A 22,145-nucleotide genomic window follows, 5' to 3' on the forward strand; every position below is an offset into this window, starting at 1 on the left:
CCTACCCTGAAAGGGTGGCTCGGTCCAACGACGAGGTCGCCGCGCTCTTCGCCGAGTACGCGGACCTGATCTCGATCACCGGAGGAGACGCGTTCAGGGCGCGTGTCTACGAGAAGGCCGCGCGGTCGATCGGCGGCTATCACGCCGACGTGTCCACCCTGGACCTCAAGGGTCTCCAGGAGATCCCCAACGTCGGCAGGTCGACCGCCGAGAAGATCGTCGAGTACTTCCGCACCGGCGACATCGCGGCCGTGGAGAAGCTGCGGGCGAAGATTCCCGCCGGGGTGCGGCGGCTGACCGCGATCCCCACCCTGGGCCCGCGCAAGGCTCTGGTGCTCTACGAGGAGCTGGGCATCTCCTCGGCGGAGGAGCTGGCGGAGGCCATCCACGAGGAACGGCTGCGCGATCTGAGGGGCTTCGGCCCGAAGACCGAGGAGAACCTCCTGCACGGCATCGAGCTGCTGCGTTCCTCCGGCGAGCGGGTCCTCCTCGACGTCGCCCTGGACCTGGCCGAGGACATCGTCGCCGGGCTGGCCGCCGTCCCGGGCTGCCGCCGGTGCGCGTACGCCGGTTCGCTGCGCCGGTTCCGCGAGACCGTCGGCGACATCGACGTCCTCGCGGCGGCCGGGACGTCGGCGCGGCTGATGCGGGCGTTCACCGAGCTGCCGTACGTCCTGGAGATCATCGGACAGGGTGCGAAGAAGACGTCGATCCGCACCACCAAGGGGCTCCAGGTCGATCTGCGTGTGGTGCCGCCGGACTCCTGGGGCGCGGCCATGCAGTACTTCACCGGCGCCAAGGCGCACAACATCCGCACCCGCGAGATGGCCGTCCACCAGAAGCTCAAGCTCTCCGAGTACGGGCTGTTCGACGTCGAGAGCGGAGCGAAGATCGTCTCCGAGACGGAGGAGGACGTCTACGAACGGCTCGGCCTGCCGTGGATCCCGCCCACCCTGCGCGAGGACCGTGGCGAGATCGAGGCCGGGCTGAACGGCGAGCTGCCCGAGCTGGTCCGGGAGCAGGACATCCGCGGCGACCTGCACACCCACACCGATCTCACCGACGGTCTGGCCCCGCTGGAGGAGATGGTCGCCGCGGCCGCCGAACGCGGCTACGCCTACTACGCGATCACCGACCACGGCCCCAACCTGTACATGCAGCGCATGACCGACGAGCGGATGCTGGCCCAGCGCGAGCGGGTCCGGGAACTCGACGGCGCCCACGGCGGGCGGGGCGGCATGCGGCTGCTGCACGGCGCGGAGCTGAACATCGACCCGGACGGGGAGGTGGACTGGCCGCCGGAGTTCCTGGCCGGCTTCGACCTGTGCGTCGCCTCGGTGCACTCCCACTTCAACCAGAGCCGGCGGGAGCTGACCCGGCGGCTGGTGCGGGCCTGCGAGAACTCGCACGTCAACGTCATCGGCCACCCCACCGCCCGGATCATCGGCCGACGGCCCGCGATCGACGCCGACCTCGACGAGGTCTTCGCCGCGTGCGCCCGCACCGGTACGGCGCTGGAGATCAACGCCGCCCCGGACCGCCTCGACCTGCGCGACGAGGACATCCTGCGGGCCCGGCGGTACGGGGTGAAGTTCGCCGTCGACAGCGACGCCCACGCCACGCCCCATCTGGCGAACATGCGCTACGGCGTGGGGACGGCCCAGCGCGGCTGGCTGACGAGGGACGACGTGATCAACACCTGGCCGCTGACCCGCCTGCGACGCTTCCTGCGCAAGGGGCGGCGCTGAACCTCGCCGGGAGACAGCGATGAAACGCGTCGGGAGACGGCGATGACGAGACTGATCGAGGACGGGCCCTGCCGGTTCCGTATCGAACGGCAGGGGGCCATGCGGGTGCCCGGCGTGGTGTTCGCCACCCGGAACCTGCTGCGCGACGCCGAGCAGTCCCTGGCCCAGGTGATGAACGTGGCCACCCTGCCCGGCATCGTCGGCGCCTCGTACGCCATGCCGGACATCCACTGGGGCTACGGCTTCCCCATCGGCGGGGTGGCGGCGACCGCCGTCGACGAGGGCGGCGTGGTCTCGCCCGGCGGCGTGGGCTTCGACATCTCCTGCGGGGTGCGGCTGCTGGCCGCCGACTGCGACGACCGGGCCTTCCGGCGGGCGCTGCCCGGTGTGATGGCCGGACTGGACCGGGCGGTGCCGCGCGGCGCGGGCCCCGGCGGGGTGTGGCGGCTGACCGGGCCGGGCCAGCTCGAACGGCTCCTGGAGGGCGGCTCCCGGTACGCGGTGGAGCAGGGGCGCGGCGAGGAGCGCGACCTGGTGCGGTGCGAGGACGGCGGGGCGGTCGCCGACGCCGACGTGGCCCAGGTGAGCGCGCGGGCCCGCGAGCGCGGGCTGGGCCAGGTGGGCAGTCTGGGCTCGGCCAATCACTTCCTGGAGGTGCAGCGGGTCGCCGAGGTGTACGACCGGGCCGCCGCGGACGCCTTCGGCATCGCCGAGAACCAGGTGTGCGTGATGATCCACTGCGGCTCGCGCGGGCTCGGCCACCAGATCTGCACCGACCACGTCCGGGCGATGGACCGGGCGATGACCCGCTACGGCATCTCCGTCCCCGACCGCCAGCTGGCCTGCGCCCCGGTGGACTCCCCCGAGGGGCGCGACTATCTCGGGGCGATGGCGGCCGCCGCCAACTACGGCCGCGCGAACCGCCAGTTGCTGACCGACGCGACCCGTGCCGTGTTCCGCCGGGTCGCGGGGATCCGGCTGTCGCTGGTGTACGACGTCTCGCACAACCTGGCCAAGCTGGAGACCCACTCACTGGACCGCGTACGCCGACGGCTGTGCGTGCACCGCAAGGGCGCCACCCGGGCCTTTCCGCCCGGGCATCCCGAGCTGCCGGACGATCTGCGCGAGGCGGGGCAGCCGGTGCTGATCCCGGGCACGATGGGCACCGCCTCGTACGTCCTGGCGGGGGTGGCGGACGGCGGCGCGTTCGCCTCCACCTGCCACGGCGCGGGCCGCACGATGAGCCGCCACGAGGCGGCCCGCACGGTCACCGGGGAGGAGCTGCGCGCGCGTCTGGAGCGGTCGGGGATCGCGGTGCGCCCGAAGTCGTGGCGCGGTCTGGCGGAGGAGACCCCGGAGGCGTACAAGGACGTGGACGCGGTGGTGGCCGCGAGCGAGGGGGCGGGCCTGTGCCGGACCGTGGCCCGGCTGGTGCCGCTGGGGGTGGTCAAGGGCTGAGCGGTGTCCCGGCTTGTCCCGGCTCACACGTCGATCGTGACCGAGCAGGACCAGCCGTAGGAGTCCGGGCCGATGCGCAGCCCGTGCCAGGTGACGCCCTTCGGTACGGCGCCGACGATCTGCACGTCGGCCAGTTCCGCGACCGCCAGCCGTATGTCCAGGGCGCCGTCCTCCGGCTCCACCTCGACGTCCACCGGCACCCGGCCCTGGACCTCCAGCCGCACGATGACCTCGTCGAGCAGTTCGGCCAGCAGATCGTCGTCGTCGGTCTCGGGCAGCCGTACGCGCTCCACCGCGCGCGGATGGGCCCCCGAGACGTCGGCGAAGCAGTCCACGAGACCCATCACGGTCTCCACCAAGCACTCTTCCCGGCTCGCGCCCCACGCCTCGATGCGCAGGTCGGCGGTGTGCGGCACCGTCCGGTGCCCGTTCACGCCCTGCCGCCGCGCCGCCAGCTCGTCGCCCGTTTCTCCGACCATGTCCACCACCTTCCCGCTCGTCCGCCGCGCACGCGAGCCGACATGGTCGGATCCGAGGCCGAGACGGCTCGCCGGCGGCGGCACGCGCGGGGCCGCCGACAGGTCGAGCCGGGTCTCGTCGGGCGTGGGCAGGCGGTCAGGCCCAGGCCGTCACCGGCACGAAGGAGCTGTCCTGGCGGAAGAGCGCCGTTCCGTCCGAGACCTCCACGCGCAGCTGGTAGTCGTAGTGGCGCAGGTAGTAGCCGGGGTAGTTGTACGACTCGAAGCGCACCGCGCCGGTCGTCGCGCCGGCGCGGGCGATGAAGGTGGCGTCCTTGGCGAAGGTGGACGTGCCGTCGTTCGGGTCGAAGCGGCCCCGGAAGCCGTAGTGGCGCAGGTAGTTTCCGGCGGCGTCGCGGAAGGAGTAGCCGGCGGGGTCGGCGAGGCCCTCGACGACCGTGAAGGTGGACGCCTGCTTCTCGGCGCCGGTGCCGGCGGAGGTCACCACGGGCAGGTTGAGCAGTGAGGACTGCTCCTGCCAGTACCGGGTGGGGTAGTTGGCGGACCGCAGGGAGCGGGTGGCGTTCCTGGGGATGCACGGGCCGCCCGGGACCGTCTCCTTGATGACGGTGAAGTGCCGGGCGGTGCCCGAGACGGCGGGCAGGGCCTTGGGCGCGCTCCAGGTGGCGAAGGTGTCGTAGCTGTCGCTGTAGTAGTAGGTGCGGTCGCCGTAGCCGTCGAAGAAGATGCGCCAGCCGCCGTTGTCCAGCTGGACCAGGGCCGGGCCCTCGCGGTAGCTGCCCCAGCCGGCCCAGTCGCCGGTCCTCGAGATCGTGTAGGGGCCGGTGAGGGCGCTCGCGGTCGCGTACTCGATGTACTTGGTCGTCTCGTTCTTCGTGAAGGCGTGGTAGGTCGAGCCGATCCGCACGATGAACGTGTCGATGTGGTTGCTGCCGATGCCGGACAGGGCGACGGGTGAACTCCAGGCGGTGAGCGCGGAGTTGGTGGCCCTCAGCAGATAGGGGGTGAAGATCCACTCGTCGCTGGTGAGGGAGCAGGACACGATGACGTTGACGCTGCCGTCGCTGTCGACGAACCACTCCGGCGCCCAGGCCCGGGAGAGGTTCGCGATGGGGACCGTGTAGTCGTACAGGAAGGTCCAGTCGACGCGGTCGGCGCTGCGGGCGAAGCCGATGGTGGTGCTGACGTCCTGCCAGGTGTGGGTGGTGTAGGTGAGGTAGTAGTAGCCGTCCGTGTGCTTGAAGATGCTGGCGTCGCGGATGCGATGGGCGGGCGGGGTGTAGGCGGAGGCCTGGAGCAGGCGGAAGTCCGTGGCGTCGTCGGACTGGTAGACGTTGACCGTGCCGTCGTCGCTGTCGAGGAAGGGCACGATGGTGTAGCGGGTGGCGGATCGGGCGGCGGGTGCCGCGGCGAGGGCGGTGCCCAGTGCGCCGGGGGCCTCACCGAGTACGAGCGCCGTGGCGGGGACCACGGCGAGCGCGCGGAGCAGGGTGCGGCGGGACGGGGTGGGGGACGGGGTCATGCGGCTCTCCCTACGGCTCAAGGTTCGACATGCCGAACAAGGTTCGGAAAGTCGATCAGAAGGTAGGGGCGGGGCCGGGGCGCGTCAACGGTTTGCGCAGCAACCCGTGGGGCCCCTGTGGCGACCGGGGCAACTCCCGCCGCCCGCACAGGCATTCCGTCCGCGCTCCGCCAGAGGTTACTGTGCAGTAGACAACGACGTCCGGGAGGCCCCGTATGACGCTCGACCGTGCCGCCGGCCTGGCGGAGACCGCCCGCGCCCTCGCCGCCGGGGAGGTCTCGTCCCGCGAGCTCGTCGAGCGCACGCTGGCACGGATCGAGGCGAGCCAGGACACCCTCAACGCCTTCCGGATCGTACGGGCCGAGGCGGCGCTCGCCGAAGCCGAGGCGGCGGACCGGGAGTTGGCCGCCGGGGCGCACCGGCCGCTGCTCGGGGTGCCGGTCGCCGTCAAGGACGACATGGACGTGGCGGGCGAGCCGACCGCCTTCGGCTGTCCGGGCCCGCATCCGCCCGTCGCCGAGGACGGCGAGGCCGTACGACGGCTGCGCGCGGCCGGCGCGGTGATCGTCGGCAAGACCAACACCTGCGAGTTCGGGCAGTGGCCGTTCACCGAGGGGCCCGCCTTCGGCGCGACCCGCAACCCCTGGCACCCGGAACACACCCCGGGCGGCTCCTCCGGCGGGTCGGCGGCCGCGGTGGCGGCCGGACTGGTCCCGGCCGCCCTCGGCTCGGACGGCGCCGGCTCGGTGCGCATCCCGGCGTCCTGGACCCATCTCATCGGCGTCAAACCGCAGCGCGGCCGCATCTCCACCTGGCCGCGCGGCGAGTCCTTCCAGGGCATCACCGTCAACGGCACCCTCGCCCGGACGGTCGCCGACGCGGCCCTGCTCCTCGACGCGGCGAGCGGCAACCACGCCCGCGACCCGCACCGGCCGGCCGCCATCGACGCCGTCGCCGCCACGCGCCGCGACCCCGGCCGGCTGCGTGTCGCGCTCTCGCTGAAGCCGCCCTTCACCGCGCTGCCCGCCCGGCTGCACCCGGACGTCCGCTCCCGCGTCGTCGAACTCGCCGAGCGACTCGCCGCGTCGGGGCACACCGTCGAGGAGGCCGACCCGCCCTACGGGCAGATCGGGCTGACCTTCGTCCCCCGGGCCACGGCCGGCATCGCCGAGCGCGTCGCCGACGCCCCCTTCCCGGCACTGCTCGACCGGCGCACCCGGGACGCCGCACGGCTGGGCCGGCTGCTCGGCGGGGCACCGCTGCGGGCGGCGCGGCGCGCGGAGGCGGTGCTGCACCGTCGTATCGGCGGCTTCTTCTCGGCGTACGACGTGATCCTCGCGCCGACGACGGCCGCACCGCCGCCGCGCGTCGGCGCACTGCTCGGGCTCGGCGGGTTCGCCACCGACCGGGCGATGATCGCGGCCTGCCCGTACGCCTGGCCGTGGAACGTCCTGGGCTGGCCCGGCGTCAACGTGCCCGCGGGCTTCACCGCGCAAGGGCTGCCGGTCGGCGCGCAGTTGCTCGGCCCGGCCGGCGGCGAGCCGCTGCTGCTCTCGCTCGCCGCGCAGCTGGAGGCCGAGCTGCGGTGGTACGAGAGGTGGCCCGACCCGGCGGCCGTGCGCTCCCCTGCCGTGTAGGCGGATCGCGCCCGTACCCTGTGACCATGGACGACGCGTCGATGATCGGGCTCATGGGGCGGGTCACCGGGACGATCGGGCCGGGGCTCGTCGGCGAGGTGATCGTCCGCGTGCGGGGCGGCGCCGAGCACTTCCTCGCCTACGCGGCGGCGGGCTCGGACCGTATCGCGCCCGGGACCGTGGTGATGGTGGTGGAGTATCTGCCGCCGCGAACGGTCTATGTCACGGCCGCGTACGACAGTTGAGCATGCGCCACCGCAGGTGATAGCCCTTCGCGTCAAGATTGCAACAAGGACGCGCCGGTGGCTTCACCGCAGGGGTCGAACAGGCGCACACTCCCTTCGTTCGGTGCCGAGAGGGCACCATGCAAAGGGGGCGCATGCCGATGGTCGTCGGCGTCGTCGCGGGGGTGGCGGTTCTCGCCGTCCTCGTGCTGATCGGTCTGTTCAAGATGATGTGGCGGGTGGCCGAGCCCAACGAGGCCCTGGTCATCTCCGGTTCCAAGCACCGGATGGAGGGCCTTGAGGAAGGCATGGGCTTCCGCATCGTCACGGGGCGCGGCACACTCGTGCTGCCCGGGGTGCAGGTGGTGCGCAAACTGTCGCTCGATCTCAACGAGACCGAGCTGCACGTGGACTGCGTGACCCACCAGGGCATTCCGCTGAAGGTGCGGGGCGTGGTCATCTTCAAGGTGGGCGACGACTTCGTGTCGATCGCGAACGCGGCCCGCCGTTTCCTGGACCAGCAGAAACTGATGTCGGAGCGGGTGCACAACGTCTTCGCGGGCCATCTGCGGTCCATCGTGGGCGGTTTGACGGTCGAGGACATGATCCGCGACCGGGAGAAGCTGACCGGGCAGACCCGGGCGGCGTGCGGTACGGAGATGGAGAAGCTGGGTCTGATCGTGGACTCGCTCCAGATCCACGAGATCGAGGACCCGACCGGGTACATCCAGAATCTGGCGATGCCGCACGCGGCGGCCGTCCAGCGGGACGCGCGCATCGCGCAGGCGGAGGCCAACCGGCTCGCCACGGAGGCCGAGCAGGCGTCCTTCGCCCGGATGGCGGAGGCCACCCGGGACAGCGAGATCCTCCAGGCCGGCTACCAGGCCGAGCGGGACAAGGCGGCCGCGAAGGCCCGGCAGGCGGGCCCGCTCGCCGAGGCCGGGGCGCGTCAGGAGGTCGTGGTCCAGGAGACACGGGTCGCCGAACTGGAGGCGCACCGGCGCGAGCAGCAGCTCCAGGCCGACGTCCGCAAGCCGGCCGACGCCAAGGCGTACGAGAAGCGCACGCTGGCCGAGGCCGAACGCGACGCGCGGATCTCGGCGGCGCAGGCCAAGGCGAAGGAGACCGAGCTCGCGGCCGCCGCCGAGGCGACCCGGGTGAAGGCGGCCGCCGGTGCCGAGGCCGAGGCGACCAGGGCGCGCGGCACCGCCTCGGCGGCCGCGACCAAGGCCACCGGTGAGGCCGAGGCGGCCGCCGAGCAGGCCAAGGGGCTCGCGCAGGCCGAGGCGGCCAGGGCGCGGGGACTCGCCGAGGCGGAGGCCATCAAGGCACGCGCGGCCGCCCTCGCCGAGAACCAGGAGGCGGTCGTCGCCCAGCAACTCGCCGAGAAGTGGCCGGAGATCGTCCAGGCCGGCGCGTCCGCCTTCGGCAACGTCGACAACATGGTGCTGCTCAACGGCGCCGACGGCATGGCCGAGTTGTTCGCGAAGGCACTCACCATGGGCGGGACCGGACTGGGCCTGGCACGTCAACTGCTGGCGTCCATGAACCAGAACGGTCAGACGCCGAACGGGGCCGCCCCGCTCAACGGCCAGGTGGCGCCGCCGCCCTCGGGGAAGGTCCCGGTGGACGAGGCGTGACCCGGCGGGTGTGACCACGGGGGTACCCCTTAGGGTGCCCCCGTGACCGCGTTTACCGATGAGAACGTCCCGGGGCGTTTCGGCCCCACCGCCACCACCGAGGCCGAGCCCCGCGAGGTCGGCCGGGTGCGCACCGAGTACTCGCCCGCGCACGACGGCGACCCGGATCCCGGGGAGATCGTGTGGACCTGGGTGCCCTTCGAGGAGAACGACGGACGCGGCAAGGACCGCCCGGTGCTGGTCGTCGCCCGTGAGGCCGCCGGCACCTTCCTGGCGGTACAGCTCTCCAGCAAGCGGCACGACGCCGACCGCGAGTGGGTGGCGATCGGCAGCGGACCGTGGGACCGCTCGGGCCGGGACTCCTGGGTGGACGTGGACCGGATCCTGCGGCTGCACGAGGACGGCATGCGCCGGGAGGCCTGCGCCCTGGACCGGGGCCGCTTCAACCTGGTCAGGCAGCGCCTTCGCGAACGCTACGGCTGGAGCTGAGGCTCCGCGAACGCCCGTACGAACGCCGCCCGCACCACCGCTCCCGGGGTGCGGTCCAGCACCCCGAACACCACCTGCTCGAAGGTGCCCGCGAAGCGCCCGCCGGGGCCGAGCAGCGCCCGGAACGCCCCCGCGACGTGCGCGGGGTCGTTGCGGAAGACACCGCATCCCCACGCGCCGAGCACCAGCCGCCGGTAGCCGTGCGCGGCGGCCGTCTCCAGGACCCGCTCCGCCCGTACGGCGAGGGCGGCGGGCAGCTCGGACGCCCGCTCCGGCTGGGTGCGCAGCACCACGCCCGCGTTGGGCGCGGCGGCGGTGAGGAAACCGGCCGTGAACGGCGTGTCGAGGAGCCGTCCCCGGTCGTCCCGGAAGACGGGCACGGCCGGTGAGTGGATGACACGGTCCGTGTAGAACGGGTCGCGGTGGGCGCGGTGGTGGTCGTAGAACTCCCGGGCCCGCAGCAGGCAGGTGTACAGGGCGGAGGCCCGGCACAGGGCCTCTTCCTGGGCCTGCGCGCCGTTGAGGTAGCCGCCGCCCGGATTGCGCGCGGAGGCGAAGTTCAGCACGGCGACCGGCGCGGCCGCGAGGCGCCGGGCGGCCTCCAGGCTGCTCTCGCCGGTGACCTCGACAGTCGTGGTGAGCGACGGGAGCGCGGGGACGGTCACCGGACCGGGCCCCGCCATGCGGGTGCCCGCCCGTGCGGCGTCGATCGCCGCCGCGAGGGACACCTCGGACCCGTCGGCCGCGCGGTAGTACCCCGCCTCGACGATCTTCTCGGTCTCCTGTGCGATGCCCCGCAGCCGCGCGCTCATGCCGTCACCCCCGTGAACGGCATGAGCGCGCCGCGCGCGCCCTCCCCCGTCGTGCTCATGAACGCATCGTGAGCGATGCTGGACGTGCGGTGCAACAGAGTTTCCCGGGGCTCGAAACGAGCAGGAGACGGAAGTGACGGGCCCGGAACATACCGTTGTGCACCCTTGTGCGAATCGACGCGAGGGTCTTGGGTGGGACGAGTGCGCCGCACCCGGGCCCACCCGGCGTCAGGGCGACGGCACACCGGAGACCAGGAGGATTCCGCTATGTCCGATGCGGTGGGCGACTGTACCGAGCCCCGCACCGCCCTGACCGAAGCCGAGGTGGAGGCCCTGGTCAGGGGCATCTGCTTCAAGACCGGCCCGCCCCGCGCCCTCGGGGTCGAAGTCGAATGGCTGGTCCACGAGCTGCGTGATCCGCGGCTCCCCGTGACACCCGAACGGCTCGAAGCGGCCTACGCCGCACTGCGGAACGTGCCCCTGAGGTCGGCGCTCACCGTCGAACCCGGCGGCCAGCTGGAGCTCAGCTCGCCGCCCGCCGCCTCCCTCACCGAGTGCGTCGGCATCGTCTCCGCCGATCTGACCGCCGTCCGCGCCACACTGCGCGAGCAGGGCCTCGCCCTGACCGGCATCGGCACCGATCCCTGGCACCCTCCCCGTCGGTTCCTGCACGAACGCCGGTACGACGCCATGGAGGCCTGCCTCGACCGCGAGGGCCCCGCCGGCCGGGCCATGATGTGCACCTCGGCCTCCGTCCAGGTGTGCCTGGACGCCGGGTACGCCGAGCCCGGTCCGCTGGGACACGGGCGGCGCTGGTGGCTGGCGCACACACTGGGCGCGGTCCTGGTGGCCGCCTTCGCCCATTCGCCCCTGCTCGGTGGCGAGCCCACCGGCTGGCGCTCCACCCGGCAGCTGCTGTGGACGGAGATAGGCGCCGGGCGCGCCGGTGCCCCCGCCCTGGAGGGCGACCCGGCCGCCGCCTGGGCGCGGCACGTGCTGGACTCACCGGTGATGTGCGTGCGCCGGGAGGCCGGTCCCTGGGACGTTCCCGAGGGGCTCGCCTTCCGGGAGTGGGTCCGGGCCGGCACGGTCACCCGGGCCGACCTCGACTACCACATCACGACGCTGTTCCCGCCGGTGCGGCCGCGCGGCCATCTGGAGCTGCGCATGATCGACGCGCAGCCCGGAGAGGACGGCTGGCTCGTCCCGCTCGCGGTGACGGCGGCCCTGTTCGACGACCCCGAGACCGCCGAGATCGCCTATCGCACCGTGAAGCCGCTGGCCGAGCGGGCCCTGCCCCTGCCGGCGCCGCACAACCCGCTGTGGATCGACGCGGCCCGCGACGGGCTGACGGACCCGGAGCTGCACGAGGCCGCCGTCGTGTGCTTCACCGCGGCCCTGGAGGCCCTGCCCCGGCTGGGCGCCGAACCGCGGGTCATGGACGCCGTCGCGGCCTACCTCGACCGTTACGTCCTGCGGGGCCGCTGCCCCGCCGACGACCTGCTCGACGGCCTGCGCGGCGGCGCGCAGGCCCGGTCCCGGCCGCGCCCGGCCGGAGGCGCCACCCTCACGCACGGGAAGGACATCCCCTCATGACCGCCCCCGCCTTCGACGCCGAGACCCTGCGCGAGCGCGCGCTGACCACCCTGATCACCGCGCGGGAGCGCACCACGCTGCTGACCAGCTGCGTCGAGGACCCCGACCTGACCGCACAGCACTCCCCGCTGATGTCCCCGCTGGTGTGGGACCTGGCGCACATCGGCAACCAGGAGGAGCTGTGGCTGCTGCGCGCGGTCGCCGGGCGGGAGGCGATACGCCCCGAGATCGACAGCCTCTACGACGCCTTCGAGCACCCGCGCGCCGAGCGGCCCTCCCTGCCGCTGCTGGCGCCCGCCGAGGCCCGCACGTACGCGGGCGAGGTGCGCGGCCGGGTCCTGGACGTGCTGGCGTCGGCCGACTTCCACGGCACCCGGCTCACCGAGGCCGGCTTCGCCTTCGGGATGATCGCCCAGCACGAACAGCAGCACGACGAGACGATGCTGATCACCCATCAGCTGCGCAAGGGCCCGCAGGCCCTGACCGCGCCGGACCCCGACCCGGCCCCGCTGTTCACGGGACCGGCCGAAGTCCTCGTCCCCGCCGGCCCGTTCAGCATGGGCACCTCGACCGAGCCCTGGGCGCTGGACAACGAACGCCCCGCGCACCAGGTCGACGTCCCCGCGTTCCACATCGACACCACGCCGGTGACGAACGCCGCGTACCAGGCGTTCATCGCGGACGGCGGCTACGACGACGAGCGCTGGTGGACGCCCGAGGGCTGGCAGCACATCCGGCGCCACTCGATCACCGCGCCGCTGTTCTGGCACCGTGACGCCGGGCAGTGGCTGCGCCGCCGCTTCGGGGTCACCGAAGTGGTGCCGCCCGACGAACCGGTGCTGCACGTGTGCTGGTACGAGGCCGACGCCTACGCCCGCTGGGCTGGGCGCCGGCTGCCCACCGAGGCGGAGTGGGAGAAGGCGGCCCGCTTCGACCCGGCGACCGGCGGCTCCATGCGCTACCCGTGGGGCGACGCCGATCCGGCGCCCGAACACGCCAACCTGGGCCAGCGCCATCTGCGCCCGGCGCCGGCCGGCAGCTATCCCGCCGGCGCGTCGCCGCTGGGCGTACGGCAGTTGATCGGCGATGTGTGGGAGTGGACGGCGAGCGACTTCCGGCCGTACCCGGGGTTCCGGGCGTTCCCGTACAAGGAGTACTCGGAGGTGTTCTTCGGGCCCGAGTACAAGGTGCTGCGCGGCGGTTCGTTCGCCGTGGACCCGGTGGCCTGCCGGGGCACCTTCCGCAACTGGGACTATCCGATCCGGCGGCAGATCTTCTCGGGCTTCCGCACCGCCCGCTCCGGGGCGGTCTGATGTGCCGCCATATCGCCTGCGTGGGTGAGGAGGAGCGGCTCGGCGAGCTCCTCGTCGCTCCCCCGCACGCCCTGTACCGGCAGTCCTGGGCGCCCCGCCACCAGCGGTACGGGACGGTCAACGCCGACGGTTTCGGCGTGGGCTGGTACGCGCCCGGCGACCCGGTGCCGGCCCGCTACCGGCGCGCCGGGCCGATCTGGGCCGATCTGTCCTTCGCCGATCTGGCCCGGGTGGTGCGCACCCGGGCCCTGCTGGCCGCCGTACGGGACGCCACCCTGTCCGGGGCCGACGCCGAGGCCGCGGCGGCGCCGTTCGCCGCCGGGCGGTGGCTGTTCAGCCACAACGGCGCGGTCCCGGGCTGGCCCGGCTCCCTCGCCGCGCTCGCCCCCACCCTCCCGGCGGCCGAACTGCTGTCGATGGAGGCCCGCAACGACTCCGCGTTCGTGTGGGCGCTGGTGCTGGCCCGGCTGCGGACCGGGGACGAGATGGGGCAGGCGCTGGCCGACACCGTGCGGGAGGTCGCCGCGGCGGCCCCCGGCGCACGGCTCAACCTGCTGCTCACCGACGGCGACACGATCGCCGCGACCGCCTGGGGCGACACGCTCTGGTATCTGGCCGAGCCGGGCCGGCGCGCGGTCGTGGCCTCCGAGCCCTACGACGACGATCCGCGCTGGCGGGAGGTCCCCGACCGCGCGCTGCTCACCGCGAGCCGCACGGACGTGCTGCTCACGCCGCTGAAGGACCCGGCCGACGACGCGGCATCAGCATCCTGCAAGGAGCCCTGTACGTGAGTCCGTTCCAGATCACCCGCACCCTGCCCGAGGACGCCACGGACGCCGCGCTGCGCGCCGACGTGCTGCACGGCCTGACCGCCACGCCCAAGACACTGCCGCCGAAGTGGTTCTACGACGCCCGCGGCAGCGAACTGTTCGAGCAGATCACCGAGTTGCCGGAGTACTACCCCACGCGGGCCGAGCGGGAGATCCTGCTTGCCCGGGCCACCGAGATCGCGGCCGTCTCCGGGGCCCGCACCCTGGTCGAGCTGGGCTCGGGCTCCTCCGAGAAGACCCGCCATGTCATCGACGCGCTGGCCGCGCTGCACACCTATGTGCCGGTCGACGTCAGCGAGAGCGCCCTCACCCAGGCCGGGCACGCGCTGATCGCCGAGCGGCCCGGCCTCGGCGTGCACGCCCTGATCGCCGACTTCACCCGGCCGCTGCGGCTGCCGGACACACCGGGGCCCCGGCTGGTGGCGTTCCTCGGCGGCACGATCGGCAATCTGCTCCCCGCCGAACGGGCGGCGTTCCTCGCCTCGGTGCGCGGGCTGCTCGCGCCGGGCGACGCGCTGCTGCTCGGCACCGACCTCGTCAAGGACGAGGATGTGCTGGTCCGGGCGTACGACGACGCGGCCGGGGTGACGGCCGCGTTCAACAAGAACGTCCTGAGCGTCATGAACCGCGAGCTGGGCGCCGACTTCGATCCGGACGCCTTCGCCCATGTCGCGCTGTGGGACGCGGAGAACGAGTGGATCGAGATGCGGCTGCGCTCCCTCGACGCGCAGACCGTGAAGGTGCCGGCCCTGGACCTCGCCGTGGACTTCGCGGCGGGGGAGGAGATGCGCACCGAGGTGTCGGCGAAGTTCCGGAAGGAGGGAATTCGCGGCGAACTGGCCGCCGCGGGGCTGGTGTTGACCCACTGGTGGACGGACATCGAAGGCCGGTTCGCGCTGTCCCTGAGCACGGTGCAGTAAGCGGCGAGCCCTGAGCGCCGGGCACCGGGCGGCCGGCGTCACGACACCCGTAGCGCCTCCGTGATCCGATCGGAGGCGCGGCGGGCCTCGGTCGCCGGGTCGGACCCGGTGAGCACCTTCGTCATGTACGCCTTGATGGGGTTGTCCGCCTCGACGTTCGCCCACTCCGGCGTGCTGGGGGTCGCGCGGCCGCGCGCGGCGCCCGCCGCCATGGCCGCGGCCCCCTCCTCGCCCGCGACGGCCGACGCCAGTCCGGCCTTGTTCGGCACGTAGTTCATGGTGCGGGCCAGCTCGGTGTTCCACTGCGCGCCGGTGAGCGCGGCGACCACGGCGATGGCGCCGTCGCGGTCGTCGGTGTCGCGCGGGATGACGAGGTCGGACCCGCCGGTGAAGACGGCGCCCGGCTTGCCGGCGGTCCGGCCCGGCACCGGGAAGAAGCCCAGCTTGCCCTCCAGCTGCGGGTTCTGCTGCACGACGGCCTGGGCGAGGCCGGGCACGGCGACGATCTGCGCGACCTTGCCGTGCGCGAACACGCCTGCCTGGGGCGGGTGTTCCTCGTCCGCGGCGACCGGCCCGTCGCCGAGCGCCTGGAGCCGACGGTAGAAGTCCATGCCGCGCAGGGCGGCCGCGCTGTCCAGGGTGCCCGCCCAGCGGCCGCCCTGGTCGGTGGCGAGTTCACCGCCCTCGTCCCAGACGAAGCCCGCCAGCGTGTACCAGTCCTGGCCGGCGAGATAGATGCCCTGGGTGTCGCCCCGGTCGACCTTCTCGGTGGCGTCCAGCCACTCCTCGCGGGTGCGGGGCGGGGCGGTGACCCCGGCCCGGGCGAAGAGGTCCTTGCGGTAGATGACCACCCGGTTGGCCGCGTACCAGGGAATTCCGTACTGGTGGTAGCGCAGCTGCCCCGGTTCGGCGAGGCCCGGCAGCCAGTCGCGGCCGCCCCAGTCCCGCGCCGACTCCAGGGTGAGGTCGAGCAGCCGGCCGCCGTCGACGTAGCGCGGGACCTGGGTGTTGCCGACCTCGATGACGTCGGGCCGTCCCGTGTCGTCGTCGGTGGTGAGCGCCTTCTCGACCTTCTCGCCGATGCCGGTCCACTCCTGGATCCGGATGTCGAGGTCGAGGCCGCTGTGGTCGCGCTCGAAGTCCTCGGTGAAGCGGTCCAGGAACTCCTGCGAGGCGCTGCCCTTCATCAACCACACGGTGACGGTGTGCCGTTGGGCGTCGTGCGGGAGGAGGCCGCAGCCGGCGAGAAGGGAGGCGGACACGCATACGAGGGCCAGGAGTCGACGTCTCACGAGGGGTCCTTGTGCTGTCGGGCGGACAGGGGAGGGAGACCCGACGTGGGGGACCGAGCACCTGGCTCGAACGGGTGTGCAGGATTTTGGTATGGACCAATGCGGAGGTCAAGGGTTACCCGCGGTCCCCTCGCGACGCCTCGCGCGACGCCGCCGCTTGGGGCACGGTGGAGTGACGCGTGACACACAGGGATCCCCCGTCACCGTGGAGAGGAGCACCCCATGTCGAACCACACCTACCGGGTCACGGAGATCGTCGGCACCTCGCCGGACGGTGTCGACAAAGCCATCCGCAACGGCATCAGCCGCGCCTCGCAGACCCTGCGCAACCTGGACTGGTTCGAGGTGACCCAGGTGCGCGGCCAGATCGAGAACGGCGAGATCGCGCACTGGCAGGTGGGCCTGAAGGCCGGCTTCCGCCTGGAGGAGACGGACTGAGCCGCGCCGCCGGCCGCTCAGGTACGGCCCTCACCCTCCTGGGCCTGCCGCAGCTCGCCCGACGGCGCTGTCCAGTTCGCCCGTACGACGGTGAATCCGGCGCGCTGTGCGTCGTCGCACACCAGCGGGTCGTCGTCGACGAGGACACGGACCTCACGCGAACGGGCCAGCCGGCGCAGAATCTCCAGCTTGGTGTGGCGGGCGGGCCGCCGGTCGTCGTTGCGCCGCATGTACACCCGGCCGTCCGGAAGTCCGTGCGCGGCGAGCCACTCCAGGGTGTCCCGCCGATAGCGCTCGGGCCGTCCGGTGAGGTAGACGACCTCGCACTCCCGCGCGCTGTCCACCGCCAGGGCGACCCCGTCCGGGATCGGCGGGTCCTGCGGCGCCGCCGCGAAGAAGGCGTTCCAGTCGCGGGGCCGGGCCTCAAGGAACCGCTGCCGGTGCGCGGTGTCGGCGAGCGTGTTGTCCAGATCGAACACGGCGAGCGGCCGCTGGGCACTGTCGGTCACACCGCACAGCCTAAGCGCGCCGCCCACCGCGGCAACCTTTCCCGGCCCGGCGACGACAGCCTCATGTCCTCGGGAACGACGTCGACCGGAAGACGGGAGCGAGCAGCATGCGCAACACGGGAATGTGGTCGGGAGCGGTCGCGCCGAAAGCGGAGCATCTCCGTCTTCTGCCGCGGGGTCCTGTGGCCGTGCCATGCTGACCGACAGATCGCGTCATCGCGCCTACGCGTGACGCGCCATCGCAAGGAGCCTCCATGGCCTTCGACTTCAACGTGGACGTACGCCTCACGGACGTCAACGACCCCGACAGCGTCCAGTTCATCAACATGACGATCGAGTCGGCCCCGTCCGGGGTCGAGCAGCTCCGTGGTGAGTGGCGCGGCGCCTCGGTGTTCGTGCCCTCCGAGTCCGGTGAGTTCGACTGGGACGGCCGGCCCGGCCATCTTGTCGCCTTCGTCTTCGACGGCCCCTCGGCCGACGCGCGCGTCGTCGTCGGCCTGAACGACTTCGTCGCACCCGGCGGCGGCCTGCCCGGCCGGGGCACGACGGGCGGCGGCACGGTCCTCGACCCGAACGACCCGCAGTTCCTCGGCGACATCACCTGGGAGATCACCTGAGGATCCCGGAAAGCGCCGGGGACCCCCGCCGACCTGATCGCCTGAGGCCTGTCCCGGGAATCCCGGGAGTTCCCCGCTGTTGAACCCTGTGTGCACCCACTGATCGCCCGGACCCGCTTCTCCGTCCTCGACCGCTCCCGCACCCGCGAGGGCCATCCGCCCGGCGCCGCGCTGCGCGACACCGTGCGGTTCGCGCAGGAGGCGGAGGCGCTCGGCTATCACCGGTTCTGGGTGTCGGAGCACCACGGTGTGCCGGGGGTCGCCGGTTCCGCGCCGACCGTGCTGGCGGCCGCCGTCGCGGGCGCCACCCGCACCATCCGGGTGGGCACCGGCGGGGTCATGCTGCCCAACCACCGCCCGCTGGTGGTGGCCGAGCAGTTCGGGGTGCTGGAGTCCCTCTTCCCGGGCCGGATCGACATGGGCCTCGGGCGCTCGGTCGGCTTCACCGACGGCGTGCGCAGGGCGCTCGGGCACGACAGGGGCGACGCCGAGGACTTCGCGGCCCAGATCGAGGAGCTGCTGGGCTGGTTCCGGGGCACGTCCCCCACCGGCGTGCACGCCCGCCCCGCGGAGGGCCTGACCGTGCCGCCGTTCGTGCTGGCGATGGGCGAGGGCGCGGAGATCGCGGCCCGCGCCGGACTGCCCCTGGTCATCGGCGACCTGCGGAGCCGGGAGAAGATGCGGCGCGGCATCGATCACTACCGCGCCCGCTTCCGCCCCTCTCACTGGGCGTCGGAGCCGTATGTCGTCGTCTCCGGCTCGATCGCGGTGGCCGGGACCCCCGAGGCGGCCCGGCGGATCCTGGTCCCCGAGGCGTGGTCGATGGCGTACTCGCGCACGCACGGCACCTTCCCGCCGCTGCCGCCGGCCGAGGACGTGGAACGGCGCCCGATGACCGGCAAGGAGCGCGGCTTCTACGAGTCCGGCCTGACCGGTCACATCGCCGGCACCGAGGAGCAGGTCGCCCACGAGCTGGAGAACCTGCTGAAGGAGACGGGAGCGCAGGAGGTCCTCGTCACGACCAGCACCTACGACCGCGGGGCACTGCTGGACTCCTACCGGCGGCTGGCCGGCATCGTGCACCGGGCGAGGGCCACCGGGTGACCTCCACCCCCGCTGGTCCGCCCGCTCGGGACCATGCGGATGTTCGGGTAGTTTTGTCCTTTCGTCGTCGATGATCCGTACGGAGTCTCCCGCCATGGCCAGCCCCCACGATCCGTACGTCCGTGTGCGCGGCGCCCGTGAGCACAATCTCAAGGGCGTGGACGTCGACATCCCCCGGGACGTGGTGGCGGTGTTCACGGGGGTGTCCGGCTCGGGGAAGTCGTCGCTGGCGTTCGGGACGATCTACGCCGAGGCGCAGCGGCGCTACTTCGAGTCGGTGGCGCCGTACGCGCGCCGGCTGATCCATCAGGTGGGCGCGCCCAAGGTCGGTGAGATCACCGGGCTGCCTCCCGCGGTCTCGCTCCAGCAGCGGCGTGCCGCGCCCACCTCCCGCTCGTCGGTCGGTACGGTCACCAACCTGTCCAACTCGCTGCGCATGCTGTTCTCCCGCGCCGGCGCGTATCCCCCGGGCGCCGCGCGTCTCGACTCGGACGCCTTCTCCCCCAACACGGCCGCGGGCGCCTGTCCTCGGTGCCATGGGCTGGGCGAGGTGCACCGTACGACCGAGGAGTCGCTCGTCCCCGATCCGTCGCTGTCGATCCGCGAGGGCGCGATCGCCGCCTGGCCCGGCGCGTGGCAGGGCAAGAATCTGCGGGACATCCTCGACACCCTCGGCCACGACGTGGACCGGCCGTGGGCCGAACTGCCCGCCGAGGAGCGGGAGTGGATCCTGTTCACCGACGAGCAGCCGGTGGTCACGGTGCATCCGGTGCGGGACGCCGACCGTATCCAACGCCCGTACCAGGGCACGTACATGAGCGCCCACCGCTATGTGATGAAGACGTTCTCGGACTCCAAGAGCCCGACCCTGCGGGCGAAGGCCGAACGCTTCCTCACCAGCGCGCCCTGCCCGGCGTGCGGCGGCAGCCGGCTGCGCCCGGAGGCGCTGGCGGTGACCTTCGCGGGCCGTACGATCGCCGAGCTGGCCGCCCTGCCGCTGACGGAGCTCGACGGGGCACTCGCCGGGGCGCCCGACGGCGGCGGGTCCGAGGCGGCCCGGGTCCTCACCGGCGACCTCAGGGCCCGTATCGCACCGGTCGTGGAGCTCGGCCTCGGCTATCTGAGCCTGGACCGCGCGACACCGACGCTCTCGGCGGGCGAGCTGCAACGGCTGCGGCTGGCCACCCAGTTGCGCTCCGGGCTGTTCGGTGTCGTCTACGTCCTGGACGAACCGTCGGCCGGACTGCACCCGGCGGACACCGAGGCGCTGCTGACGGTGCTGGAGCGGCTGAGGACGGCGGGCAACTCGGTGTTCGTGGTGGAGCACCACCTGGACGTGATGCGCGGCGCGGACTGGCTGGTCGACGTGGGTCCACGGGCGGGCGAGCACGGCGGGGAGGTCCTGTACAGCGGGCCCGTCGCCCAGCTGGCGTCGGTCGCGGAGTCGGCCACCGCCCGCTTCCTGTTCGACCGCTCCCCCGCCCCGCTACGGCCACCGCGCGCGCCGCGGGGGCAGGTGAGGGTCGGCCCGGTCACGCGGCACAATCTGCGCGGGGTCACCGCCGAGTTCCCGCTCGGGGTGTTCACCGCGGTGACCGGGGTGTCCGGGTCGGGGAAGTCCACGCTCATCGGCGAGATCACCGGGGAACTCCCGGGCGTGGAACGCCTCGTGGCGGTCGACCAGAAGCCGATCGGCCGCACCCCGCGCTCCAACCTGGCGACCTACACGGGCCTGTTCGACGTGGTGCGGAAGGTCTTCGCGGCCACCGACGCGGCACGCGAGCGGGGTTACGGCGTCGGGCGCTTCTCCTTCAACGTGGCCGGGGGACGCTGCGAGACCTGCCAGGGCGAGGGGTTCGTCAGCGTCGAGCTGCTGTTCCTGCCGAGCACCTACGCGCCCTGCCCGGACTGCGCCGGGGCGCGCTACAACCCCGAGACGCTTCAGGTGACGTACCGGGGGCGGTCGATCGCGCAGGTGCTGGACCTGACGGTCGAGGCCGCGGCGGGCGTCTTCGCGGACAACCCCGCCGTCGCCCGGAGCCTCACCGCCCTCCTCGACGTCGGCCTCGGCTATCTGCGGCTGGGCCAGCCGGCCACCGAGCTGTCGGGAGGGGAGGCCCAACGCATCAAGCTGGCGGGCGAGTTGCAGCGCGGTCGGCGCGGGCACACCCTCTATCTCCTCGACGAGCCCACGACCGGCCTGCATCCGGCCGACGTCGAGGTCCTGACGCGCCAGCTGCACGGCCTCGTCGACGCCGGACACACGGTGATCGTCGTCGAGCACGACATGACGGTGGTCGCGGGCGCGGACTGGGTGATCGACCTGGGGCCGGGCGGCGGCGACGAGGGCGGCCGGATCGTCGCCGCGGGCCCGCCCGCGCGGGTCGCGGCCGCGGCGGGCAGCGCCACGGCCCCCTATCTGGCCCGCGCGCTGCGCCCCCGCTGATCCCGCCACGTCCGGTAGTGGTCCACGAGGGTCTCCTCGATCGGGCGGTAGGTCAGGCCCAACTCCTCCACGCTCCGATGGTTGTCCACCCGGAAGCGGATGCCGAGGTGCTTGCGGATGTAGTCCTGGCTCAGCCCGAAGGCCGGGCCGAGGAGGCGGACCGGCCAGTGCGGCAGCGCTGTCCGGGGCAGTCGCAGGTTCCTCGGGTGGTGCTTGAGCAGGATGCGGGCCATCTCGTGGAAGGACGTCATCTCCGGCGCGGCGACGATGTACCGCCCCCGGGCGTCCGGGTGCTCACCGGCCGCGAGGTGCGCCTCGGCGACGTCCCTCACGTCGGCGGTCGTGAAGCTGAAGTCGGGGGCGCCATAGCAGAAGTAGCCCTTGAACAGCTCGTCGAGCAGGAACAGGCTGCCCGAGTCGGAGGCGGGGGTGAGCGAGGGCCCGAGGATCAGGCCGGGGTTCACCGACACCATCCGCCAGCGGTCCTGCGTCGCCTCCGCCTCCCAGGCCGCCTGCTCGGCCACGGTCTTGGCGTAGTGGTACGGGTTGTTCTCCACCGTGCTGGTGGTGTTGACGTACCGCTCCGACAGCACCTGGTCGTCCATGGCGAGGACATCGGCGTAGTCACCGAAGATCGCGCCGACCGTGGAGGTGAAGACGAGGCGCTCGACCGTGCCGGTGCGCTCGACGGCCGCGAGGACGTTGCGGGTGCCGTTCAGGGCGGGCTCGACGACGTCCCGCCGGCTGTCCTTGATCTTCTCCGGCATCAGGAAGGGCGAGGCCACGTGGAAGACGACCGAACAGCCCTTCATGGGCTCGTCGAAGGCGCCCTCCGTGAGCAGATCCGCCTCGAAGAGCTCCAGCCGGCCGGGGTGAGCCTCGGCCATCGCCCTCAGCGGCGCCACCTTCGGGCGGTCGGCCGTGCGGCGGACGGTGGTGCGCACATGGTGGCCGCGCTCCAGCAGGAGCCGCACCAGATGGGCGGCGACGAAACCGCTGCCGCCCGTCACCAGCACCGTGCTCACACGCGCTCCCCTCGGGTGGGTCCGAGGCGTCATGATTCCACGGCGA

Annotated in this window: 20 protein-coding genes; 14 read left to right on the forward strand and 6 right to left on the reverse strand. The window is 72.9% G+C overall.

What is annotated here, in order from left to right:
• Window positions 1–14 precede the first annotated feature (14 nt).
• Together polX and ACZ5NW_RS21275 are read left to right on the forward strand one after the other, a co-directional pair.
• Window positions 15–1,748: a DNA polymerase/3'-5' exonuclease PolX gene (polX, locus tag ACZ5NW_RS21270; RefSeq protein WP_468745422.1), complete on the forward strand. Its 1,734-nt coding sequence runs from the start codon at window positions 15–17 to the stop codon at window positions 1,746–1,748.
• A gap of 42 nt (window positions 1,749–1,790) precedes the next feature.
• Window positions 1,791–3,206, forward strand: a complete 1,416-nt coding sequence (locus ACZ5NW_RS21275) for an RtcB family protein (RefSeq protein ID WP_468745423.1) — start codon at window positions 1,791–1,793, stop codon at window positions 3,204–3,206.
• A gap of 23 nt (window positions 3,207–3,229) precedes the next feature.
• Here the strand turns inward: ACZ5NW_RS21275 and ACZ5NW_RS21280 are convergent, their stop codons facing one another.
• Complete coding sequence (locus ACZ5NW_RS21280; RefSeq protein ID WP_468745424.1) at window positions 3,230–3,685, reverse strand: archease; 456 nt, start codon at window positions 3,683–3,685, stop codon at window positions 3,230–3,232.
• Between the two features lie 136 nt (window positions 3,686–3,821).
• Window positions 3,822–5,207, reverse strand: a complete 1,386-nt coding sequence (locus ACZ5NW_RS21285) for a glycoside hydrolase family 43 protein (protein WP_468745425.1) — start codon at window positions 5,205–5,207, stop codon at window positions 3,822–3,824.
• A 215-nt stretch (window positions 5,208–5,422) separates the two neighbouring features.
• On the opposite strand from ACZ5NW_RS21285, the gene ACZ5NW_RS21290 reads away from it, so the two are divergent.
• The 4 genes from ACZ5NW_RS21290 to ACZ5NW_RS21305 all read left to right on the forward strand — a co-directional run bounded on the left by ACZ5NW_RS21290 (window position 5,423) and on the right by ACZ5NW_RS21305 (window position 9,197).
• Window positions 5,423–6,844 carry an amidase gene (locus tag ACZ5NW_RS21290; RefSeq protein ID WP_468745426.1) on the forward strand — a complete coding sequence of 474 codons (1,422 nt, stop codon included), beginning with the start codon at window positions 5,423–5,425 and terminating at the stop codon, window positions 6,842–6,844.
• 26 nt (window positions 6,845–6,870) lie between these two features.
• Window positions 6,871–7,089, forward strand: a complete 219-nt coding sequence (locus ACZ5NW_RS21295) for a hypothetical protein (RefSeq protein ID WP_468745427.1) — start codon at window positions 6,871–6,873, stop codon at window positions 7,087–7,089.
• Window positions 7,090–7,223: 134 nt separating this feature from the next.
• Window positions 7,224–8,708 carry a flotillin family protein gene (locus ACZ5NW_RS21300; protein ID WP_468745428.1) on the forward strand — a complete coding sequence of 495 codons (1,485 nt, stop codon included), beginning with the start codon at window positions 7,224–7,226 and terminating at the stop codon, window positions 8,706–8,708.
• Between the two features lie 42 nt (window positions 8,709–8,750).
• The gene (locus tag ACZ5NW_RS21305) at window positions 8,751–9,197 is read left to right on the forward strand and encodes a type II toxin-antitoxin system PemK/MazF family toxin (protein ID WP_468745429.1); all 447 of its coding nucleotides are present in this window, start codon (window positions 8,751–8,753) and stop codon (window positions 9,195–9,197) included.
• Here ACZ5NW_RS21305 and ACZ5NW_RS21310 read toward each other — a convergent pair.
• Complete coding sequence (locus ACZ5NW_RS21310; protein ID WP_468745430.1) at window positions 9,182–10,009, reverse strand: TIGR02452 family protein; 828 nt, start codon at window positions 10,007–10,009, stop codon at window positions 9,182–9,184. The two genes, ACZ5NW_RS21305 and ACZ5NW_RS21310, sit on opposite strands and share 16 nt — an antisense overlap.
• Window positions 10,010–10,276: 267 nt before the next feature.
• On the opposite strand from ACZ5NW_RS21310, the gene egtA reads away from it, so the two are divergent.
• Genes egtA through egtD form a run of 4 tightly spaced genes read left to right on the forward strand, consistent with a single transcriptional unit; the run spans window position 10,277 to window position 14,668 of the window.
• The gene (egtA, locus tag ACZ5NW_RS21315; protein ID WP_468745431.1) at window positions 10,277–11,605 is read left to right on the forward strand and encodes an ergothioneine biosynthesis glutamate--cysteine ligase EgtA; all 1,329 of its coding nucleotides are present in this window, start codon (window positions 10,277–10,279) and stop codon (window positions 11,603–11,605) included.
• A complete protein-coding gene (gene egtB, locus ACZ5NW_RS21320; protein ID WP_468745432.1) occupies window positions 11,602–12,918 on the forward strand; it encodes an ergothioneine biosynthesis protein EgtB in 1,317 nt (438 codons plus the stop codon). Before egtA ends, egtB begins: the two co-directional genes overlap by 4 nt.
• Window positions 12,918–13,709, forward strand: a complete 792-nt coding sequence (gene egtC, locus ACZ5NW_RS21325) for an ergothioneine biosynthesis protein EgtC (RefSeq protein WP_468745433.1) — start codon at window positions 12,918–12,920, stop codon at window positions 13,707–13,709. Before egtB ends, egtC begins: the two co-directional genes overlap by 1 nt.
• On the forward strand, window positions 13,706–14,668 hold the full coding sequence (egtD, locus tag ACZ5NW_RS21330; protein ID WP_468745434.1) for an L-histidine N(alpha)-methyltransferase: 963 nt from the start codon (window positions 13,706–13,708) through the stop codon (window positions 14,666–14,668). The genes egtC and egtD overlap by 4 nt, the downstream gene beginning before the upstream one ends.
• Before the next feature lie 38 nt (window positions 14,669–14,706).
• On the opposite strand, the gene ACZ5NW_RS21335 is transcribed toward egtD, so the two are convergent.
• Entirely contained in the window at window positions 14,707–15,960 is a 1,254-nt protein-coding gene (locus ACZ5NW_RS21335; RefSeq protein ID WP_468745435.1) for an extracellular solute-binding protein, read from the reverse strand.
• A gap of 222 nt (window positions 15,961–16,182) precedes the next feature.
• On the opposite strand from ACZ5NW_RS21335, the gene ACZ5NW_RS21340 reads away from it, so the two are divergent.
• Window positions 16,183–16,398 carry a dodecin gene (locus tag ACZ5NW_RS21340; protein ID WP_468745436.1) on the forward strand — a complete coding sequence of 72 codons (216 nt, stop codon included), beginning with the start codon at window positions 16,183–16,185 and terminating at the stop codon, window positions 16,396–16,398.
• A 17-nt stretch (window positions 16,399–16,415) separates the two neighbouring features.
• Here ACZ5NW_RS21340 and ACZ5NW_RS21345 read toward each other — a convergent pair whose 3' ends face one another.
• On the reverse strand, window positions 16,416–16,907 hold the full coding sequence (locus ACZ5NW_RS21345; RefSeq protein ID WP_468745437.1) for a phosphatase domain-containing protein: 492 nt from the start codon (window positions 16,905–16,907) through the stop codon (window positions 16,416–16,418).
• Between the two features lie 254 nt (window positions 16,908–17,161).
• Here ACZ5NW_RS21345 and ACZ5NW_RS21350 point away from each other — a divergent pair, with 254 nt between their 5' ends.
• From ACZ5NW_RS21350 to ACZ5NW_RS21360, 3 genes are all read left to right on the forward strand, one after another.
• Window positions 17,162–17,524 carry a hypothetical protein gene (locus ACZ5NW_RS21350; protein WP_468745438.1) on the forward strand — a complete coding sequence of 121 codons (363 nt, stop codon included), beginning with the start codon at window positions 17,162–17,164 and terminating at the stop codon, window positions 17,522–17,524.
• A gap of 90 nt (window positions 17,525–17,614) precedes the next feature.
• Window positions 17,615–18,628, forward strand: coding sequence for an LLM class flavin-dependent oxidoreductase (locus tag ACZ5NW_RS21355; protein ID WP_468745439.1), 1,014 nt, complete (start codon window positions 17,615–17,617; stop codon window positions 18,626–18,628).
• A 94-nt stretch (window positions 18,629–18,722) separates the two neighbouring features.
• The gene (locus tag ACZ5NW_RS21360) at window positions 18,723–21,074 is read left to right on the forward strand and encodes an ATP-binding cassette domain-containing protein (protein ID WP_468745440.1); all 2,352 of its coding nucleotides are present in this window, start codon (window positions 18,723–18,725) and stop codon (window positions 21,072–21,074) included.
• Here ACZ5NW_RS21360 and ACZ5NW_RS21365 read toward each other — a convergent pair.
• Window positions 21,044–22,099 carry an NAD-dependent epimerase/dehydratase family protein gene (locus tag ACZ5NW_RS21365; RefSeq protein WP_468745441.1) on the reverse strand — a complete coding sequence of 352 codons (1,056 nt, stop codon included), beginning with the start codon at window positions 22,097–22,099 and terminating at the stop codon, window positions 21,044–21,046. The two genes, ACZ5NW_RS21360 and ACZ5NW_RS21365, sit on opposite strands and share 31 nt — an antisense overlap.
• Between the last annotated feature and the right edge of the window lie 46 nt (window positions 22,100–22,145).

This window comes from Streptomyces sp. NPDC032126 (assembly GCF_055580085.1).

Excerpts from the sequence above, each read along its gene's own strand:
- ACZ5NW_RS21350 (WP_468745438.1), top strand. The coding sequence starts at position 17,162 with ATGGCCTTCGACTTCAACGTGGACGTACGCCTCACGGACGTCAACGAC.
- ACZ5NW_RS21300 (WP_468745428.1), top strand. The coding sequence starts at position 7,224 with ATGCCGATGGTCGTCGGCGTCGTCGCGGGGGTGGCGGTTCTCGCCGTC.
- egtB (WP_468745432.1), top strand. The coding sequence starts at position 11,602 with ATGACCGCCCCCGCCTTCGACGCCGAGACCCTGCGCGAGCGCGCGCTG.
- ACZ5NW_RS21340 (WP_468745436.1), top strand. The coding sequence starts at position 16,183 with ATGTCGAACCACACCTACCGGGTCACGGAGATCGTCGGCACCTCGCCG.
- egtA (WP_468745431.1), top strand. The coding sequence starts at position 10,277 with ATGTCCGATGCGGTGGGCGACTGTACCGAGCCCCGCACCGCCCTGACC.
- ACZ5NW_RS21285 (WP_468745425.1), bottom strand. The coding sequence starts at position 5,207 with ATGACCCCGTCCCCCACCCCGTCCCGCCGCACCCTGCTCCGCGCGCTC.
- ACZ5NW_RS21275 (WP_468745423.1), top strand. The coding sequence starts at position 1,791 with ATGACGAGACTGATCGAGGACGGGCCCTGCCGGTTCCGTATCGAACGG.
- ACZ5NW_RS21290 (WP_468745426.1), top strand. The coding sequence starts at position 5,423 with ATGACGCTCGACCGTGCCGCCGGCCTGGCGGAGACCGCCCGCGCCCTC.
- ACZ5NW_RS21280 (WP_468745424.1), bottom strand. The coding sequence starts at position 3,685 with ATGGTCGGAGAAACGGGCGACGAGCTGGCGGCGCGGCGGCAGGGCGTG.
- ACZ5NW_RS21295 (WP_468745427.1), top strand. The coding sequence starts at position 6,871 with ATGGACGACGCGTCGATGATCGGGCTCATGGGGCGGGTCACCGGGACG.
- ACZ5NW_RS21310 (WP_468745430.1), bottom strand. The coding sequence starts at position 10,009 with ATGAGCGCGCGGCTGCGGGGCATCGCACAGGAGACCGAGAAGATCGTC.
- egtC (WP_468745433.1), top strand. The coding sequence starts at position 12,918 with ATGTGCCGCCATATCGCCTGCGTGGGTGAGGAGGAGCGGCTCGGCGAG.
- ACZ5NW_RS21360 (WP_468745440.1), top strand. The coding sequence starts at position 18,723 with ATGGCCAGCCCCCACGATCCGTACGTCCGTGTGCGCGGCGCCCGTGAG.